The sequence below is a fragment of the Streptomyces sp. 7R007 genome, assembly GCF_054850255.1.
The window spans coordinates 36,295-54,999 of sequence record NZ_JBTWMV010000042.1; the positions used below are offsets into that span (position 1 = coordinate 36,295).

An 18,705-nucleotide genomic window follows, 5' to 3' on the forward strand; every position below is an offset into this window, starting at 1 on the left:
CTGCCCCGTTCTTCGATCTTCGTCGAACGTCGAGCGCTGTCCCGTGCGATCTGGTCTACGCCGACCGGTGGGGGGCGGCAAGAGTGCGTTCTGTGTCAAGTAGGGGATCGTGACCGCGTCGTGACCAGGGGCCCGGTGTGTGCGCGCCGACGCCTGCGAACGGGCACGAGGGTGCCAGAAAGCGCCGGACGGGGTTACAGGAGCGAGGGCACCTCGGTCGCCGCGACCTCCCGCGCGGCCCGTTCCAGGGCGCTGGCGAGGAGGGCGAGGTCCGTGGGGCCGTTGCCCAGTTCGCGCACCGGCCGGCGAGCCGGGGGATCGCCCATGCGGTGCCACTCCAGGGGGACGACCGTGGGGCGCAGGGTTGACGTGCGCGGGATGCGGCCCGTGACCCGGCCGCCCTGGAACGCGGTCGTACGGCCGTCCGCCCAGGTCAGCCGGCCGCGACCGGGCGCCGGGTCCTCCGGTGCGGTGCCCGGGGCGTCCAGGGTCACGCGGAGCGCGGCCCTGCGGGACGGTTCCGTCTCCGCCGTACGGCCGCCGGGGCCGGCCGCCGCGACCAGGTGCACGCCGAGCCGCTCGCCCTCCCGGGCCACGGCCTCCAGCGCCCGCATCACCGACCCCGCCGCCGGCCGGCCGGGCGAGCCCAGCGCGGGGGAGACCAGGGCGTCCAGATCGTCCACGACCACCACGAGCCGGGGAAGCGGCGCGGGCGCTTCGGCCTGCCGCCTGGCCGCCGCGGGGCGCAGCCGCAGGGTGGCACTGGACGGGGCGTCGAGGTCGGCGGCGCCGGGGGTGGCGGGGACGCCGGCGGTCCCGCGTCCGAGGCCGGCGGAGGCGTCGAGTCCGGTGGAGGTGCCGAGTGCTGCGTGTGTTCCCGGGGATGCGGATGATCCCGGCGATCCGGGGGCGCCGGGCGCTCGGGACGGGCCCGTCGCCCGTGCGGGAGCCGCTGTGCCGGAGGGGCCTGTCGCCCCGGACGCGCCCGCCGTACCCGCCGCGGCCGCCGCTCGGGAGATTCCGCGTGGCGTCGTCGAGGCTCGCTGGGCCGGACGCTGGGCGACGAGGCGGCCGTTCGTCTCGCGGCTCGTGTGCCACTCGGTGAAGTCGGCGCGGCCGAGCAACTCGGCCCGGCGTTTCAGTTCCGCGGTCAGGGACTGGGCGAACTCCCGCATCCGCACGGGGTCGTTGGCGGTGAGGTGGGTCGTGACGTGCGGGACGTCCGTGCACGGGCGCAGGCCGTCGCCGTGGCCGGCGGCCGTGCCCACGCTGTCGCGGCCGTCGATCAGGACGATGCCCAGCCGGTCGGGACGCTCGGCGGCGGCCAGCGAGGCGACCACGGCCCGCAGCAGCTCCGTACGGCCGCTGCCCGCCGGGCCCTCGATCAGCAGGTGCGGTCCGTCCGCCGCGAGGTCGGCGCAGACCGGGCCGCGCGGTCCGGCCCCGAGGACGGCCCACGCCCGCCCGCCGAGGGACTCGGTGTCGTCCGCGGCGTCCGCCCAACGTGCCATCAACGAGGCCGGGGTGGCCCGGGCCAGCCCCAACTCGTCCAGCAGGCGCGCCGCTTGGGGCAGCGGCACGGACACCCGGGGGTGCCGCTCGGCGGACGAGCCGTCCGGCCGCAACGGGGCGAGGGCACGCGCGAACCGCTCGGCCCACGCGAGGGAGACCGCGTCCACGGCGGCGACGGTGCCGGGGGATATGGGCCCGGAGGGAGCGGCGGCGTCGGGAGGCGTGGTGCCCGGGCCGGTGCGGGCCACGCGCATCAGCCGCAGGGCCGTCGCCACGTCGCCGCTCAGCAGGGCGACCGCACCGCACTCCCGGAACACCGGGGCGACCGCGCAGGCCGCCTCGTACGTCTGCGTCACCGGCGAGACGGGCGAGGCGGACGGGGTCTCGGCGAGGCAGACGACGTGGATTCCGGCCACCGGCCCCTCCGCCGCCAGCCGGGCCACGGCCTCGCGCACATCGGCCCCACCGGGATCCCCGTCGACGACGAGCACGGTGTACGGCCCCGCGAAGACGCCGGTCTCGTCCCCGCCGTCATCGTCCCGGGCCCAGGAGGGCCGCCGAACGGCACCGCGGACGGAGGGCGGCATACCGGAGCCGGCGCGGGTGGTGCCGTCCGCGGAGGTGTACGTCCCGGTGCCGGAAGCGGCTTCTGGCGCCGGGATACCCCTGGAGGTGTGCGGGTCCGTGCCGTGGAAGGCGTCGGCCGTCGCCTGCCTGCCGTGCGCGTCGGTGGGGCGGGAGCCGGCCGCAGTGCCCGCGGGGATCGCGCCCGGTCGGGCCGTGCGCAGGGGCGTTCGGGTCGCGGCGCGGGGGTCCGTGAGCTGGTCCTCCAGGCGGCGGAGGAGTTCGTCCGTGCGGGCCGTGGCCTGTTCGCGGTCGTGGGCGAGGAGGAGGCGGCAGTCCTGGCCGTGCGCGGGGCGCAGGTGGGGGAGCCAGCCGAGCCAGGACCACTCGGCGGTGCGCTCCTCCAGGGAACGGGAGCGGTCCGCGCTGATCAGCACGATTTCCAGCAACTCGGGGGAGTGCAGCGCGGCGAGCTGGGCCACCACCGCGCGGGCCAGCCCCGAGAGGCGGGCACGCGGACCCGCGAGCCCCAGCGCGCCGACCTCGCGCAGGTCCGCCGTGACGGGGACGGCCGGCAGCAGTCCGGAGCCGTCCGGCGCCGTCCGGTCCGCCGTCCCGAGCCGCACGGTGAGCGCCTCCGGGTGACCGGGTCCGCGCTCCCACAGCCGGGGTCCCGGGCCGAGCGCCGTCAGCAGCAGGGCCGCGGGGTCCGGCCAGGTCTCCGGCGCCTGCGGGGCGCCGAAGACCGAGGGAGCCGCCGTGCCGCCCGGCACGTCCTGCTCGTCGTACGCCTCGCTCCCGGCCGTGACCTGCTCGCCCCGCCCCCCGGCCAACCGCCGCGCCCACGCCGTGAGCCCACCGCGTCGGCGCAGCCCCTGCGGGACGTCCGTACCGCGAAGCGGCGTGCCCTTGCGCCGGCCGCCGCCGCTCTCGGTGTCCACGGGGCCCCGGAGCCGCGCCCCCTCGCGTCCTCCGCCCGCGTCGATCCGGGCCGCGCGGGAGCGCGAGCCGTCGCCGCTCCCGGGCTCGGCGGTGTGCCGGAGCCGCGCGTCTCCGCGTCCCGCGTGCTCGCCCTCCGCCCCGGTGCCGTCGCCGCCCCGCGCCCGTGTGCCCGTCGGGGCGTCGTCGGTCGCCGGGCCGTGGGCCGTCGCGTCGTCGGCGAGGTCCGGCGAGGGGGCCCGGGACGGGACGTCGGCCGACGGGCGGCCCAGCGCTCCGAAGCGCCCGCCGTGGGTATCGCCGGTCGTCGCGGACGGCCCGCCCGTCGCGCTGCTCTCGATCCGGGGTGCTCCGCCCTGCCCCGGCACGACCGGCGGCTCGGCGGAGACGTGGCCGCCCTGGGCGGGGCCGCCGCCCCGGGAGGCCGCGTACGGGTCGTCGCCGTCCGCCACGCGCGCGTGGGGCACGCCGGCCGGTCCGGGCAGGCCCCCCTCGGACGGTGCACGGCCCTCCGGCCGTCGGCTCGCGGAGGCCGTCCGGTCGTCGCCCGGAATGTCGCCCGCGGCCCCCGCTCCCGGGTTGCCGCCGGCGGCGACCCGTACGCACCCCTCCCCGTCGGCCACCGTCCGCACGCGTGCCCCCGGTCCCCCGGCCGGAGCAAGCCGCAGCGCCGACTCGCCGATCCGCAGCAGCGCCCCCGGAGGGAACCGCACCGCGCGCGTGGTCAGGCGGGTGCCGTCCAGGGTCGTGCCGTTCGTCGAGCCGAGGTCGGCCACCGAGACCCGGCCGTCGGGTGCCACGGTCACGGCGCAGTGCAGGCGGGAGACGTCCGGGTCGTCCAGGGGGACGTCGGCGTCGGCGGAGCGGCCGATGCGGATCTCGCCGCCGTGCAGGAGGTGGACGCCGCCGGCGTCGGGGCCCGCGACGACGTGCAGCTGGGTGGGGGCGTCGTCCAGCTCGGGGTGTGGTTCGGGCGCGGCCGGGGCGCCCAGGGACAGCACGGCGCCGTCGATCAGCGGGGGCTCGCCGAGCGTGCAGCGCCGCTCGTCCAGGCGCTCCGCGCCCGCGTACAGCACGACCGGGCCCCCGGAGGCGGCCGCCTCACCGGAGACCGCCGAGGCCAGCGCCGACGCCACCGCGCCCAGGGCCGTGCCCGCCGGGGCGGTGACCAGCACGTCGCGGCTCGCGGTGCGGCCCGGCGCCCTGTCGGAAGGGCCCAGCGGGTCTACGACGGTCAGCCGGATCTGCATCGCCGTCAGCGGTCCCTTCTGCGCGGGGCTGCGCGGGCGCGGACTGTTCCCCACCCCGCACGAGCACGTCGGCCGGTACGACAGGCATCCTCGCACCTGCCACTGACAACACGCCCATGCCCCGGTCTCAAGTGATCTTGATTGGTCACCTCTGCCCCCAAAAGTGCCTGACCAGTAGCGCACCCGCGATCACTTGAGATCGGTCACGTCCGCCCGCGGCAACCGGCCGACCGGGTCGCGCGTCTTTCCTTCGAACAAGTACGGCATCCGTTGCGTAAGAGGCGCAGAAGCGGTGCGGAAACGGGCACAGAAAGTCGACAGGATGCCGCCCGGTGCGGCGGCACTACAGTGGGTCGGAACACAGGCAAGCAGCAGGGAGCGCATGACGTGCGGCCGGTAGGCAGCAAGTACCTCCTGGAGGAACCGCTCGGACGCGGCGCCACCGGGACCGTCTGGCGAGCCCGCCAGCGAGAGGCCGCGGGGGCCGAGGCCGCCGTGCCCGGTCAGCCCGGCGAAACCGTCGCGATCAAGGTCCTGAAGGAAGAGCTCGCGAGCGATCCCGACATCGTGATGCGGTTCCTCAGAGAGCGTTCCGTCCTGCTGCGCCTGACCCACCCGAACATCGTCCGGGTGCGCGACCTGGTCGTGGAGGGCGACCTGCTGGCGCTGGTCATGGACCTCGTCGAGGGCCCCGACCTGCACCGCTACCTGCGCGAGAACGGCCCCTTCAGCCCCGTCGGCGCCGCCCTGCTGACCGCCCAGATCGCCGACGCGCTCGCCGCCAGCCACGCCGACGGCGTCGTCCACCGCGACCTGAAGCCGGCCAACGTCCTGCTCCGGCAGCACGGCGGCCAGATGCACCCGATGCTCACCGACTTCGGCATCGCCCGTCTGGCCGACTCCCCGGGCCTGACCCGCACCCACGAGTTCGTCGGCACGCCCGCGTACGTCGCCCCGGAGTCCGCCGAGGGCCGCCCGCAGACCTCCGCCGTCGACATCTACGGCGCCGGAATCCTGCTGTACGAGCTGGTCACCGGCCATCCGCCGTTCTCCGGCGGCTCCGCGCTCGAAGTCCTGCACCAGCACCTGAGCGCCGAGCCGCGCCGCCCCTCCACCGTCCCGGACCCGCTGTGGACGGTCATCGAGCGCTGCCTGCGCAAGAACCCCGACGAACGGCCCAGCGCCGAGAACCTCGCCCGGGCCCTGCGCGTGGTCGCCGAGGGCGTCGGCGTGCACGCGAACTCGGCGCAGATCGCCGCCGCCGAGAACGTCGGGGCCCTGCTCGCCCCCGACCCGATGCCGGCGGCCGTCCCCGGCTCCGCCGACCCGACCCAGGTCCTGCCGCACTCCACGGGCGGCTACGACCCGAACGCCGCGACCAACGTCCTGCCCACCACCGGCCGGCCCGGCCCCGTCGGCGCCGCCGACCCCACCGCCGTACTGCCGAACACCGGGGCGGCCGACCCGACGGCCGTCATGCCGCCGATGCCGCCGGGGCAGCCCGGTCAGGGGCAGCAGCCCGGGCAGCCCGAGCAGCCGCACCCCTGGCAGACCCAGCTGCGCGCCGCCCGCGACCGCAACGAGCAGACGCAGGTGCAGTACCTCGACCCGAACGAGGACCCGCTGCGCCGCCGCCCGCACCGGCAGGTCGCCCGCCCGCAGCAGCCCCCGCCACGGCCCCAGCAGCAGCGGCCCCAGCAGCAGCGGCCGCAGCAGGGGTACGGCTATCCGCGGCAGCAACAGCCGCAGCAGTACGCCCCGCCGCAGCACCGGCAGCCGCAGCGGTACGCGCCGCCGCCGGAGCAGCAGCGGCCCGTCCGCGAGCCCCGGCAGCCGCGGCAGTCCAGCCCCAACCGGATGAAGATCCCCGGGCTCGGCTGCCTGAAGGGGTGCCTGTTCACGATCGTCATCCTGTTCGTCGCGGGCTGGCTGATCTGGGAACTGAGCCCGCTGCAGGACTGGATCGGCACGGGCAAGGGCTACTTCGCCCAGCTGAAGGACTGGTTCGACACGGTCACGGGCTGGATCGGGGATCTCGGCGGGTCCTCCAGCACCGGCAACTGATCGCTGGTTTGGGGATTTGTCGACATCTGGCGGGTGATTTCCGTCTCCGTGGTGAAGGCCGGCTGCTTCGACGCGTAGTTTTGTCGGCAACACGCGTCGGTAGGAGCAGTCTTGGGACGGAAGATCGGCAGCCGGTACACCGCGAACCAGATCCTGGGGCGGGGCAGCGCCGGCACGGTGTGGCTGGGTGAGGGGCCGGAGGGGCCGGTCGCCATCAAGCTGCTGCGCGAGGATCTCGCGTCCGACCAGGAGCTCGTCGGCCGCTTCGTGCAGGAGCGCACGGCGCTGCTCGGTCTGGAGCACCCGAACGTCGTCTCCGTACGGGACCTCGTGGTCGACGGCAACGACCTGGCCCTCGTCATGGACCTCGTGCGCGGCACCGACCTGCGCACCCGGCTCGACCGGGAGCGGCGGCTGGCGCCCGAGGCGGCGGTGGCGATCGTCGCGGACGTCGCGGACGGGCTGGCGGCGGCGCACGCGGCGGGGGTCGTGCACCGGGACGTCAAGCCGGAGAACGTGCTGCTGGACATGCAGGGGCCGCTGGGGCCCGGGGGCGCGCATCCGGCGCTGCTGACCGACTTCGGCGTGGCGAAGCTGATCGACTCTCCGCGGCGGACGCGGGCCACGAAGATCATCGGTACGCCGGACTATCTCGCGCCGGAGATCGTGGAGGGGCTGCCGCCCCGGGCCGCGGTGGACATCTACGCGCTTGCGACCGTGCTGTACGAGTTGCTGGCCGGGTTCACCCCGTTCGGCGGGGGGCATCCGGGGGCGGTGCTGCGGCGGCACGTCACGGAGACGGTGGCTCCGCTGCCCGGGATTCCGGACGAGTTGTGGCAGCTGATCGTGCAGTGTCTGGCGAAGGCGCCGGCCTCGCGGTTGCGGGCGTCGGAGCTCGGGGTGCGGTTGCGGGAGTTGCTGCCGATGCTGGCGGGGATGCCGCCGCTGGACGTGGACGAGCCGGACGTGGAGCCGGCGGAGGACGTCGAGGAGGCGGGGTCGACGGCCTCCGCCGGTGCCGGTGCCGGGGTCGGTGGAGTCGGCGGGGAGGGTGTGGTGCCGGCCGGTGCGGGGACGGTGCGGCGGGGGGCCGTGCCGTTGGTGCCGGGGGCCAAGCCGGCCGACTCCAACCGGGACACGCATACGTCGATGCGGGTGCCGGGGCCGGACGAGTTGGCCGGGGGTGCGCGGGGGACGGCTCGGGTGCCGCGGGCTGCGGGGGCGCCTCGGCCGGGGTCGGCCCGGCATCGGGCTGTGCAGCAGCGACGGCGGCGGTTGGCGTTGGGGGCGGCGGCGTTGGTGTTGGTGGTCGGGGGTGGGGTGGGAGCTTGGTGGGCCGTGTCGGGAGATGACGCGGGGGGTGCGCCGCAGGACACACGTCATTCGGCACCGCCCTCGCCGTGACGGTCCACCTTGTCCTCGCCCCCGCCGCCCCTACCCACCCCACCCCCAGGGCCTACCGCCCCTTCACCCCCACCCAGAAAACTCCGCCCCCTGAACCCCGGCAGGGACTGCGTCCCCCGCACCCCTCACGGGGCCCCGCCCCCGCACCCCCACGAGGCCCCGCCCCCCGCACCCCGCTCCGGGGCCAGCGCCGTCCGGGCCCCCGCTCCTCAGACGCCGGCGGGGCCGCATGCTGGGACTGCCGTGTTCGATGTGCCGAGGGCTGGGTCTGGGGGGCTTGGCGGGGGAGGGCGTCGGTCTGGATGTGCCGGGGAGGCCGGTTGTGGGGTCGTCGTTGTGGGGGGTGGAGGGTCGGCGTCGGGGCGTGGGCGGAGCCGTTACGCTGGAGGCGTGGCAGTCGTCGATGTATCCGAAGAGCTCAAGTCCCTCTCCTCGACCATGGAGTCGATCGAGGCCGTTCTGGACCTCGACAAGCTGAGGGCAGACATCGCCGTGCTCGAGGAGCAGGCGGCCGCGCCGTCCCTGTGGGACAACCCGGACGAGGCGCAGAAGATCACCAGCAAGCTCAGCCATCTCCAGGCCGAGGTCAGGAAGGCCGAGGCGCTGCGCTCGCGGATCGACGATCTCGCCGTGCTCTTCGAGATGGCCGAGGAGGAGGACGACCCGGACACCCGCGCCGAGGCCGAGTCCGAGCTCGCCGCCGTCCGCAAGGCGCTGGACGAGATGGAGGTCCGGACGCTGCTGAGCGGCGAGTACGACGCCCGCGAGGCGCTCGTGAACATCCGGGCCGAGGCCGGCGGCGTCGACGCCGCCGACTTCGCCGAGAAGCTCCAGCGCATGTACCTGCGCTGGGCCGAGCGGCACGGCTACAAGACCGAGGTCTACGAGACGTCGTACGCCGAAGAGGCCGGCATCAAGTCGACCACCTTCGCCGTCCAGGTGCCGTACGCCTACGGCACGCTGTCGGTCGAGCAGGGCACGCACCGGCTCGTGCGCATCTCGCCCTTCGACAACCAGGGGCGGCGCCAGACCTCCTTCGCCGGTGTCGAGGTCCTCCCCGTCGTCGAGCAGTCCGATCACGTCGAGATCGACGAGAGCGAGCTGCGGATCGACGTCTACCGGTCCTCGGGCCCCGGCGGTCAGGGCGTCAACACCACCGACTCCGCCGTGCGCATCACCCACCTGCCCACCGGCATCGTCGTCTCCTGCCAGAACGAGCGGTCGCAGATCCAGAACAAGGCCACCGCGATGAACGTCCTGCAGGCCAAGCTCCTCGAGCGGCGCCGGCAGGAGGAGCAGGCCAAGATGGATGCCCTGAAGGGCGACGGCGGCAACTCCTGGGGCAACCAGATGCGTTCGTACGTCCTGCACCCGTACCAGATGGTCAAGGACCTGCGCACCGAGTTCGAGGTCGGCAACCCGGAGGCCGTTTTCAACGGTGAGATCGACGGCTTCCTGGAGGCCGGGATTCGCTGGCGCAAGCAGCAGGAGAAGTAACCCCGCACGTCCATTTGTCGACTTGGTAACTGCCGTCCGTTGGGCGGCAGTTGTCGTTTGTCTGGGTTTTACATCACACTCACAGGTTCCAACTCCTGTTAAAGGGAACCTAACTGGACATTGCGTGCGCAACGGCCTTGACGTTGCTGTGAAAAATGGGTTGGGTGAAGCGTGGCATGCGTATCTCTGGGGCGCATGTGAACCGGGGGACCTCAGCGCAGCTACTCCCGTCGATCACGGCCCCGAGCGCCGCCTCACTGACGATGAGCTACTGGGGGTAGCAACCATATGACCAAGAAGACGCGGATCCGGATCGCGCGGATAGCCGCCGGTGCCGTGATCGCTGCGGGCGCCTCCCTGACCGCCGCCGGTGCCGCTTCCGCGCTGTCCCTCGGCGTGAGCACCGACGACAGCGGTGTCGCCGTGACCGCCGCCCTCGGCGACGACGACGAGACGACCGCGCCGGCGACCACTCCGCCGGCCACCGAGCTGCCGACCGACCCGGTCACCACCCCGCCGGCCAGCGAGGACCCGACCGACGAGCCCACGGACCCGACGGAGGAGCCGACCGAGCCCACCGACGACCCGACCACCGCGGCGCCGACCGACGGCAGCGGCACGGGCAACGGCAATGGCAACGGAAACGGCAACGGCGGTTCCGGCAACAGCAACACCGACCCCGACGGCGGTTCCGACACCTCCGCGCAGGAGGCCGGTACCTCGAACCTCACCGACACCGGTTCGGACACCTCGTCCGACACGCAGGCCCAGGGCGGCGGCGCGCAGCTCGCCGAGACCGGTGCCGGCCAGACGACGTTCCTGGTGATCGGCGCGGCCACGATGATCGCCGGCGGCGTCGGCTTCCGTGTGCTGCCGCGTCTGATGGGCGGCCGGGGCGGTGCGGCCGCCTGACGGTGGTCGACCGTGGTCGTCCGTGCGCACAGCGTGCGCGGTGATCCGTGACGAGGGGCCCGGAGCGTGCTTCGCTCCGGGCCCCTCGGACGTCTCTGTACGCGCCCGTGCCCTGCTCTACGCGGTCTGGTGCGCCAGCAGCGCCACGGCGGCGATCAGCACCGCCAGCAGCGCGATCAGCGCCATCGGGTTCAGACTCGCGAAGAAGTTCTCCTGCTGCAGCCGCTCGCGGTTCGCACGGCACACGGGGCACCGGCCCTCGCTCACGGGCGCCGCGCAGTTCGCGCACACCAGCCGGTCGTACGTCATGCGCTCGCCCTCCTTGCACCGGTTCCACGTAGACAACGTCCTCGGAAACGAGAACGTTCCCCCTCCACTGTGCCAGGTTCCGCGCACGCCCGCGCGGGGTCGCCCGGACCGGCCCGGGTGGGCTTCGTCTCGTGCCCGGGACGCCGGGACGCCGGGACGGGCGGCTTCGGGGGCATAAACCGTACAACTGTGACGCAACCCCGACCGTCGACTGCGCTCGCACACCCGGGTCGCGTATGGTCACGCTCATCTACCCCCGGCTACCCGTGGTGCATCCGTGATCCGATTCGACAACGTCTCCAAGGTCTACCCCAAGCAGAACCGTCCTGCGCTCAGGGATGTCTCCCTGGAAGTGGAGAAGGGCGAGTTCGTGTTCCTGGTGGGGTCCTCCGGCTCCGGAAAGTCCACCTTCCTGCGGCTGATCCTCCGCGAGGAGCGGGCCAGCCACGGGCAGGTGCACGTCCTGGGCAAGGACCTCGCACGCCTGTCCAACTGGAAGGTGCCGCACATGCGGCGCCAACTGGGGACGGTCTTCCAGGACTTCCGGCTGCTGCCGAACAAGACGGTGGCGGAGAACGTCGCCTTCGCGCAGGAGGTCATCGGCAAGTCGCGCGGCGAGATCCGCAAGTCCGTGCCGCAGGTGCTCGACCTGGTCGGGCTCGGCGGCAAGGAGGACCGGATGCCCGGCGAGCTGTCGGGTGGTGAGCAGCAGCGCGTCGCCATCGCGCGGGCGTTCGTCAACCGGCCCAAGCTGCTCATCGCCGACGAGCCCACCGGCAACCTCGACCCGCAGACCTCCGTAGGCATCATGAAGCTGCTCGACCGGATCAACCGGACGGGTACGACCGTCGTGATGGCCACGCACGACCAGAACATCGTGGACCAGATGCGCAAGCGCGTCATCGAGCTGGAGAAGGGCCGCCTCGTCCGCGACCAGGCCCGCGGCGTCTACGGCTACCAGCACTGACGCCCGACGGTTCGACGGTTCCCGGAAAGGTTTGACCCCAAGGCCATGCGCGCCCAGTTCGTACTCTCCGAGATCGGTGTCGGTCTCCGCCGCAACCTGACCATGACGTTCGCCGTCATCGTCTCCGTCGCCCTGTCGCTCGCCCTCTTCGGTGGTTCGCTCCTGATGAGCGACCAGGTCACCACCATGAAGGGCTACTGGTACGACAAGGTCAACGTCTCGATCTTCCTCTGCAACAAGAGCGACGCCGAGTCCGACCCCAACTGTGCCAAGGGCGCGGTGACCGACGACCAGAAGAAGCAGATCCTCGCCGACCTGAAGAAGATGTCGGTCGTGCAGACGGTCACCTACGAGTCCCAGGACGAGGCCTACAAGCACTACAAGGAGCAGTTCGGCGACTCCCCGCTGGCCAGCTCCCTCACGCCGGACCAGATGCAGGAGTCGTACCGGATCAAGCTGAAGGACCCGCAGAAGTACCAGGTCATCGCGACCGCCTTCGACGGCCGGGACGGCGTGCAGTCGGTGCAGGACCAAAAGGGCATCCTGGACAACCTGTTCGGTCTGCTCAACGGCATGAACTGGGCCGCGCGGGCGGTGATGGCACTGATGCTGGTGGTCGCGCTGATGCTGATCGTCAACACCGTGCGCGTCTCCGCCTTCAGCCGCCGGCGTGAGACCGGCATCATGCGCCTGGTCGGCGCCTCGGGCTTCTACATCCAGGCGCCGTTCATCGCCGAGGCCGCGGTCGCCGGGCTCATCGGCGGCACGGTGGCCTGCGCCTTCCTGGTCATCGCGCGGTACTTCATCATCGACCACGGCCTGGCGCTCTCCCAGAAGCTGAACCTGATCAACTTCATCGGCTGGGACGCCGTGTTGACGAAGCTTCCGCTCATCCTGGCGACCAGCCTGCTGATGCCCGCGCTGGCCGCGTTCTTCGCGCTGCGCAAGTACCTGAAGGTGTGACGCACGCCAAGAGGGCCGTACGGGCAACAGCCCCTGCGGCCCTCTCGCGTTGTCCTAGACTCACCGGCATGTCGGGTCGCGACCTGTTCTGCCAGCCCCGCCGCATCCGCCGCGGGGCCGCCCTGACATTGCTGTTCGCGAGTGTGCTCGTGGCCGGTGCGGCGACCGGCTCCCTGCCCGAGGCCGACCGGAAATCGGCATCCGGCGACGCCCGTTCGGCCGTCCCCGCCAGCCACCACGAGGACGTCGCGAAGGCCGCCGAGGAGGCCATGGCCGACGGCAAGTCGCCCATGGAGGCCGCCGAGCGCGCCGTCAGCCGCAGCGGGGACCGCTGGGGAGCGGTCTACTCCCAGGGCGAGTACGAGGAGTTCCAGGAGGCCCTCGACGGCCGGTACACCGGCGTCGGCCTGTGGGCCCGGCGCGAGCGGGACGGCCGTATCGAGGTGACGAAGGTGCAGCAGGGCTCGCCCGCGGCCGCCGCCGGCATCCGCGCGGGCGACCGGCTGCGCAGCGTCGACGGCCAGAAGGTCGACGGGCGCCCGGTCACCGAGGTCGTCTCGTTGCTGCGCGGCGACGCCACCGACGCGGACGCGGGCTCGCCCGTCACCCTCGGCCTCCAGCGGGGCACGCGCGCGTGGACGCAGACCCTGCGGCGCGCCCGTCTGTCCACCGACTCGGTCACCGTCCGAAAACTCGCCGACGGCGTCACCGTCATCAGGATCGCCGCGTTCACCAAGGGCTCCGGCGACGTCGTGCGCGCCGCCGTCCGCCAGGCCCCCGCCGACGCCGGCGTCATCCTCGACCTGCGCGGCAACTCCGGCGGCCTGGTCACCGAGGCCGTCACCGCCGCCTCCGCCTTCCTCGACGGCGGCCTCGTCGCCACCTACGACGTCGAGGGCGCCCAGCGCGCCCTGCACGCCGATCCCGGCGGCGACACCACCAGACCCCTGGTCGCGCTCGTCGACGGCGGCACGATGAGCGCGGCCGAGCTGCTCACCGGTGCCCTCCAGGACCGGGGCCGGGCGGTCGTCGTGGGCTCCCGCACCTTCGGCAAGGGCTCGGTGCAGATGCCGAGCGAGCTGCCCGGCGGCTCGGTCGCCGAGCTGACCGTCGGCCACTACCGCACCCCCTCGGGCCGCAGCGTGGACGGCCGGGGCATCACCCCCGACCTGGACATCGACCAGGCCGACGCGCCGGCCGCCCTGCAGCGGGCGGAGACCGTGCTCAGCGGCCTCGGGGACGCCGATTAAGGGCTGGCCCCGGACCCCCTGCGTAGTGCGAAAATGGACGGCACTATGAGCAAGGGAATGTACGTACCCAAGGAGGCCCAGCCCAAGCAGGGCGGGGGCGCCGCCAAGGCCAGGGACGGCGAGAAGGGCGGCAAGCGCAAGCTGGTCGCCCAGAACAAGAAGGCCCGGCACGACTACGCGATCATCGACACCTACGAGGCCGGTCTCGTCCTGACCGGCACCGAGGTCAAGTCGCTGCGCCAGGGACGGGCCTCGCTGGTCGACGGCTTCGTCCAGGTCGACGGGGGCGAGGCGTGGCTGTACAACGCCCACATCCCCGAGTACGCCCAGGGCACCTGGACCAACCACTCCGCGCGCCGCAAGCGCAAGCTGCTGCTGCACCGCGAGGAGATCGACAAGCTGTCCGTCAAGGCGGACGAGACCGGTCACACGATCGTGCCCCTCGCCCTGTACTTCAAGGACGGCCGCGCCAAGGCCGAGATCGCGCTCGCGCGAGGCAAGAAGGAGTACGACAAGCGCCAGACCCTCCGCGAGAAGCAGGACCGGCGCGAGGCGGACCGCGCCATCGCGGCGGCGAAGCGCAAGCAGCGGGGCGCCTGACCCGCGGGAATACGGTGGCATCGGCGGGCGTTGGTCACGTACGATGGGACCGCACCTCACAGCGGGTGCGCGGTTTGACAACACAACATGGGGATGATCGGTTTCGACAGCGGCTGTCGAAGCAGGGGAAGCGTGTCGAGAAAGCGGCCATGATCTCGTAAACCACAGGCCGAAAAAAATAATCGCCAATTCCAAGAGCGATTCTCCCGAGCTCTTCGCTCTCGCTGCCTGATCAGGTAGTGATCGAATAGCTCCTTGATGGGAGTGTCAGCCCGGGCTTGTTCCCGACCCGGATCCTGGCATCAGCTAGGGGACTAAACCTCGATCCCGGTCACGGGGTGAAGAGGGAAACCAAACAGTGACTGGGCCCGTCGGCGACTTGTTCGCGTGATCGCCGGGGCCGAGAAAATCACAGCGAACTGCACACGGAGAAGCCCTGGTTCCGCACCGTTGGACGCGGGTTCGATTCCCGCCATCTCCACACTCTCCATGTTGAGGGCCCGGTGGTCTCAGACCACCGGGCCCTCGTCGTGTTTATGGGGTCCGCCAACATGTCGGCGGGTGGTTGCCGCTTCTACCGTCCCTGCTCATGACACAGACCAGAGCCGCAGACCGACGCCTCGCCGTCCTGGTGACCCTGCTGGTCGCCCTCCTCTCCCTCGCCGCGCCGGGCACCGCACGCGCCGCCTCCCTCCAGGAGGTCACCGGCTTCGGAACCAACCCCGGCGCCCTGCGCATGTTCCGCTACGACCCCGACGGGCTGCCCGCCGGCCGCCCGGTCGTCGTCGCGCTGCACGGCTGCACGCAGGACGCCGCCGGCTACGGCACCGGCAGCGGGTGGATCCAGCTCGCCGACCGCTGGAAGTTCTCCGTCCTGCTGCCCCAGCAGACGACCGCCAACAACGCCTCCTCCTGCTTCGACTGGTTCCAGAACGGGGACATCGCACGCGGCCAGGGCGAGGCCGCCAGCATCGCGCAGATGGTCGACCGGCAGCTCGCCGACACCGCCGGCGACGCCTCCCGCGTCTACGTCACCGGCCTGTCCGCCGGCGGCGCCATGACCGCCGTGATGATGGCCGCCTACCCCGAGAAGTTCGCCGCCGGCGGGATCGCCGCCGGGCTGCCGTACGGGTGCGCGCAGGCCGCCGGATCGCCGTACGTGTGCATGTACGTCGGCGCCACCCAGACGGCGGCCCAGTGGGGCGACCGGGTGCGTGCCGCCCGTCCCGGCTACACCGGGCCCTGGCCCGCGCTCACCGTCTTCCAGGGCACCGCCGACTACACCGTCAAGCCCGTCAACATGACCGACCTGATGAAGCAGTGGACGAACGTGCACGGCGCCGACCAGACCGCCGACGTCAGCGACACCGTCGCCGGCTATCCCCACCAGGTCTTCAGGGACCCGGCGGGGAACACCGCCGTGGAGACCTACAGCATCACCGGCATGGGCCACGGCCAGCCGGTCGACCCCGGCACCGGCACCGAGCAGTGCGGGAGCGCCGGGGCCTACCTCCTCGACGTGAACCTGTGCGCGGCCTACCGGCTCGGTGCGGCCTGGAACCTCAGCGCAGGGTGAACGTCGACAGGCGTACGCCCTTGCCGAGCACCAGGTAGACGTCCGTCCGGCCCTTCGCCGCCGCCGACAGCGCCGCGGTCACCGTCGTGTAGGCGTACGGCGACGAGGTGCCCGCGAAGTGCGCGGTGCCGGCGAGGGTGCCGGCCGGCGAACCGAGCCGTACCTCGACCGTGCCGGCGGCGCCGGCGAGGCGGGCGCTGAACTCGCCTGCCCCCGAGCCGAGTTGGGTGTCGGCGAACTTCAGCCAGGCGCCGTCCGAGGCCGCCGACACCGCGGTGCCGCTCGCCTTCGACTCGTCGACCAGGTGGATCGCGGAGTAGTCGTCGAAGTTCTCGGCCCGGGTGGTCTTCGCCAGGTCGCGCGGCGGGATCGTCTCGCCGTGCACCGCCCACGTCGTCCGGGACCGGATGTCGTCGGCGGACGCGCCGGCCAGGACGTCGTACGTGCCGCTCTCCACCACCCACCTGGAGCGCGTCACGTCCCAGTGCGCCAGGTCCGACGAGCGCAGCCTCAGCCGCACGGTCTTCGTCTCGCCCGGCTTCAGCGACACCCGCGCGAAGGACTTGAGCTGCTTCAGCGGCTGCTCATCGCGGGAGGCGCGCTGGTGGACGTAGAGCTGGACCACCTCGTCGCCGGCCCGGCTGCCGGTGTTGGTGACCGCGACCTCGTAGCCGGCGCCCGCCTTCTTCAGCGCGCCGTAGCGGAAGGAGGTGTACGACAGCCCGTAGCCGAACGGGTAGAGCGCCCGGCCCGTGAAGTACTGGTAGGTGCGGCCGGACTTGATGATGTCGTAGTCGAGGATCGAGGGCAGGTCGGACGCGGAGCGGTACCAGGTCTGGGTCAGGCGGCCCGAGGGGTTGGCGTCGCCGTAGAGGAGGTCGGCGAGGGCGTTGCCGGTCTCCTGGCCCGCGTGGGTGGTCCACAGCAGTGCCGGGACCTCCTTCTGCAGCGAGCCGAGCGTGGTCGGGTAGCTGTTCTCGACGATCACCACGGTGTGCGGGTTGGCCTTGCGTACCGCCCTGACCAGGGACTCCTGGGCGGGGGCGAGGCCCATGTCGGTGCGGTCGTGGGCCTCGTGGCCGTTGATCGACGGGTCGGAGCCGACCACGACCACCGCGGTGTCCCTGCCCTTGACCGCGGCCACGGCCTCGTCGACGCCGCTGCGGACGACGTCCTTGGCGTAGTGGGCGGCCTGGTCCTTGGTCACCAGGCCCAGCGTGCCGTCCGCGCCGGTCGGGCCGAGGTAGACCGGGTTGGACCACCAGGACTCCTCGGTCTCGTAGCCCGCGTACCGCAGCAGGTACGTGCCGTCGTCCTGCGCCTCCAGCCTGAACTGCTGCTGGACGTACCAACCGTTCGGCTGCGTCTGGTCGTTGACGAAGTCCGCCCAGTTGTAGCCGACGTACCTGCCGTTGGCGGCCGAGCGCAGGGTGACGACGCCGGAGCCCCAGTCGAACACGTCGAACTGCGCGGTGGCGCCGGTCGCGTCCGTCTCCTTCAGGGCCGCGCCCGCCTCGCCGGTGCCCGCCGTCACGTACTTGCCGGTCGCCGTGTCCTTCAGCGCGATGCGGTCGACGCCCTCGCTGCTCGCCACCGACGTGCCGAGCCTGGCCTCGATGCCGTCCTTGGGGGTGACGGCGTAGGGGAGGGTGCCGGAGTACCAGTCGGTGTAGAGGGTGTCGGCGAGCGGGCCGACCACGGCCACGTCCTTGGCCGAGTTCTTCAACGGCAGCGCGCCGCCCTGGTTCTTCAGCAGGACGGCGGCCTCGGTCGCCGCCTCGCGCGCCAGCTTCCGGTGGGCGGGGCTGTCGATGACGGACGCGTCGATGGAGCCGTACTTCCCGCCGCCCGGGTCGAACTCGCCCAGCCGGACGCGGACGCCGAGCACGTCACCGGCGGCCTTGTCGATGTCCGACTCCTTCAACAGGCCGCCGGCCAGAGCGGACTTGATGGCGGCCGTCGTCGGCCCGGAGTCCGTGTCGTTGTCGGTGAAGCTGTCGATGCCGGCCGTCAGCGCCGCCGCGTCCGCCTCGGCCTGGGTGCCGTAGTACTGCTGGCTGCCGACCAGGTTGCCGGGCGCGTAGGCGTCGGTGACGTTCAAAAGCCGCTGGGAGGTCCAGCTGCGGACGGTGTCGTCCAGGGCCGGATTCACCGTGTCGGGGCGGCCGTTGACGAGGTTGTAGGACGACATCACGCCCGTGGCCGCGTCCGCCTCGATCGCCGGTTTGAAGGCCTGCTCGTCGTACTCCTTCAGCACGCGCGGGCGCAGCTCCGAGGAGGTGGTGTCGCGGTGGACCTCGTTGTTGTTGGCGAGGAAGTGCTTGAGGGTGGGGGCCGTCTTCAGGTGGTCGGGGTCGCCGCCGGTCAGGCCGGTGCCGTAGGCGGTGGAGATCGCGCCGGTGAGATACGGGTCCTCGGAGTAGCCCTCCTCGTTGCGGCCCCAGCGCGGGTCGCGCAGCAGGTTGACCACCGGCGCCCACAGGTTGAGCCCCCAGCCCGCCGGGCGGGTCTGCTGGAAGCCGCGGGCCTCGTCGCCGACCGCCGAGCCGACCTGCCGGATCAGGGCCGGGTCCCAGGTCGAGGCCAGCCCGACGGCCTGCGGGAACACGGTGGCCTTGCCGAGCCAGGCCACGCCGTGCAGGGCCTCGGTGCCGGTGCGGAAGGACTGGATGCCGAGCCGGGGGATCGCCGGTTCGTACTGGTGCAGCAGGGAGATCTTCTCGTCGAGGGTGAGGCGGCTCAGGAGGTCGGTGACACGGGCGGCCACCGGCAGGTCCGGGTCGCGGAAGGGGTAGACCGGGTCGTCGGCGTGGGCGGGGACGGTGGCGCCCAGGCCCGCGACCAGGACCAGCGCCGTCAAGAGGGTGGTTCTCCGTCTGCTTCTGGTGCCTTTCATGT

General features: G+C 72.7%; 12 protein-coding genes and 1 other RNA gene. 10 read left to right on the forward strand and 3 right to left on the reverse strand.

Translation table 11 applies throughout. From position 1 onward, the window contains the following. Positions 1-194: 194 nt before the first annotated feature. Positions 195-4,265: an FHA domain-containing protein gene (locus tag ACYF6T_RS35090; protein ID WP_461701645.1), complete on the reverse strand. Its 4,071-nt coding sequence runs from the start codon at positions 4,263-4,265 to the stop codon at positions 195-197. A 387-nt stretch (positions 4,266-4,652) separates the two neighbouring features. Here ACYF6T_RS35090 and ACYF6T_RS35095 point away from each other — a divergent pair, with 387 nt between their 5' ends. The 4 genes from ACYF6T_RS35095 to ACYF6T_RS35110 all read left to right on the forward strand — a co-directional run bounded on the left by ACYF6T_RS35095 (position 4,653) and on the right by ACYF6T_RS35110 (position 10,142). Continuing rightward, the gene (locus ACYF6T_RS35095) at positions 4,653-6,329 is read left to right on the forward strand and encodes a serine/threonine-protein kinase (protein ID WP_461701621.1); all 1,677 of its coding nucleotides are present in this window, start codon (positions 4,653-4,655) and stop codon (positions 6,327-6,329) included. Positions 6,330-6,440: 111 nt separating this feature from the next. Continuing rightward, the gene (locus ACYF6T_RS35100; RefSeq protein WP_461701622.1) at positions 6,441-7,733 is read left to right on the forward strand and encodes a serine/threonine-protein kinase; all 1,293 of its coding nucleotides are present in this window, start codon (positions 6,441-6,443) and stop codon (positions 7,731-7,733) included. A 390-nt stretch (positions 7,734-8,123) separates the two neighbouring features. Beyond that, a complete protein-coding gene (prfB, locus tag ACYF6T_RS35105; protein WP_461701623.1) occupies positions 8,124-9,230 on the forward strand; it encodes a peptide chain release factor 2 in 1,107 nt (368 codons plus the stop codon). A gap of 288 nt (positions 9,231-9,518) precedes the next feature. After that, positions 9,519-10,142, forward strand: a complete 624-nt coding sequence (locus ACYF6T_RS35110) for a hypothetical protein (protein ID WP_461701625.1) — start codon at positions 9,519-9,521, stop codon at positions 10,140-10,142. 117 nt (positions 10,143-10,259) lie between these two features. On the opposite strand, the gene ACYF6T_RS35115 is transcribed toward ACYF6T_RS35110, so the two are convergent. Beyond that, positions 10,260-10,451: a hypothetical protein gene (locus ACYF6T_RS35115; protein ID WP_461701627.1), complete on the reverse strand. Its 192-nt coding sequence runs from the start codon at positions 10,449-10,451 to the stop codon at positions 10,260-10,262. A 277-nt stretch (positions 10,452-10,728) separates the two neighbouring features. Here ACYF6T_RS35115 and ftsE point away from each other — a divergent pair, with 277 nt between their 5' ends. The 6 genes from ftsE (at position 10,729) to ACYF6T_RS35145 (ending at position 15,807) form a co-directional block, all read left to right on the forward strand. Beyond that, positions 10,729-11,418 carry a cell division ATP-binding protein FtsE gene (ftsE, locus tag ACYF6T_RS35120; RefSeq protein ID WP_190202671.1) on the forward strand — a complete coding sequence of 230 codons (690 nt, stop codon included), beginning with the start codon at positions 10,729-10,731 and terminating at the stop codon, positions 11,416-11,418. A 45-nt stretch (positions 11,419-11,463) separates the two neighbouring features. Continuing rightward, the gene (gene ftsX, locus ACYF6T_RS35125) at positions 11,464-12,381 is read left to right on the forward strand and encodes a permease-like cell division protein FtsX (protein ID WP_461701630.1); all 918 of its coding nucleotides are present in this window, start codon (positions 11,464-11,466) and stop codon (positions 12,379-12,381) included. A gap of 68 nt (positions 12,382-12,449) precedes the next feature. Continuing rightward, entirely contained in the window at positions 12,450-13,631 is a 1,182-nt protein-coding gene (locus tag ACYF6T_RS35130) for a S41 family peptidase (RefSeq protein ID WP_461701631.1), read from the forward strand. Positions 13,632-13,676: 45 nt separating this feature from the next. Continuing rightward, the gene (smpB, locus tag ACYF6T_RS35135) at positions 13,677-14,231 is read left to right on the forward strand and encodes an SsrA-binding protein SmpB (protein ID WP_461701632.1); all 555 of its coding nucleotides are present in this window, start codon (positions 13,677-13,679) and stop codon (positions 14,229-14,231) included. Positions 14,232-14,320: 89 nt separating this feature from the next. Next, positions 14,321-14,715: a transfer-messenger RNA gene (gene ssrA / locus ACYF6T_RS35140) on the forward strand. 105 nt (positions 14,716-14,820) lie between these two features. Further along, on the forward strand, positions 14,821-15,807 hold the full coding sequence (locus ACYF6T_RS35145) for an extracellular catalytic domain type 1 short-chain-length polyhydroxyalkanoate depolymerase (RefSeq protein ID WP_461701633.1): 987 nt from the start codon (positions 14,821-14,823) through the stop codon (positions 15,805-15,807). On the opposite strand, the gene ACYF6T_RS35150 is transcribed toward ACYF6T_RS35145, so the two are convergent. Then, positions 15,794-18,703 (reverse strand): glycoside hydrolase family 3 protein, encoded by a 2,910-nt coding sequence (locus ACYF6T_RS35150; RefSeq protein WP_461701634.1) that lies wholly within the window; start codon positions 18,701-18,703, stop codon positions 15,794-15,796. The two genes, ACYF6T_RS35145 and ACYF6T_RS35150, sit on opposite strands and share 14 nt — an antisense overlap. Between the last annotated feature and the right edge of the window lie 2 nt (positions 18,704-18,705).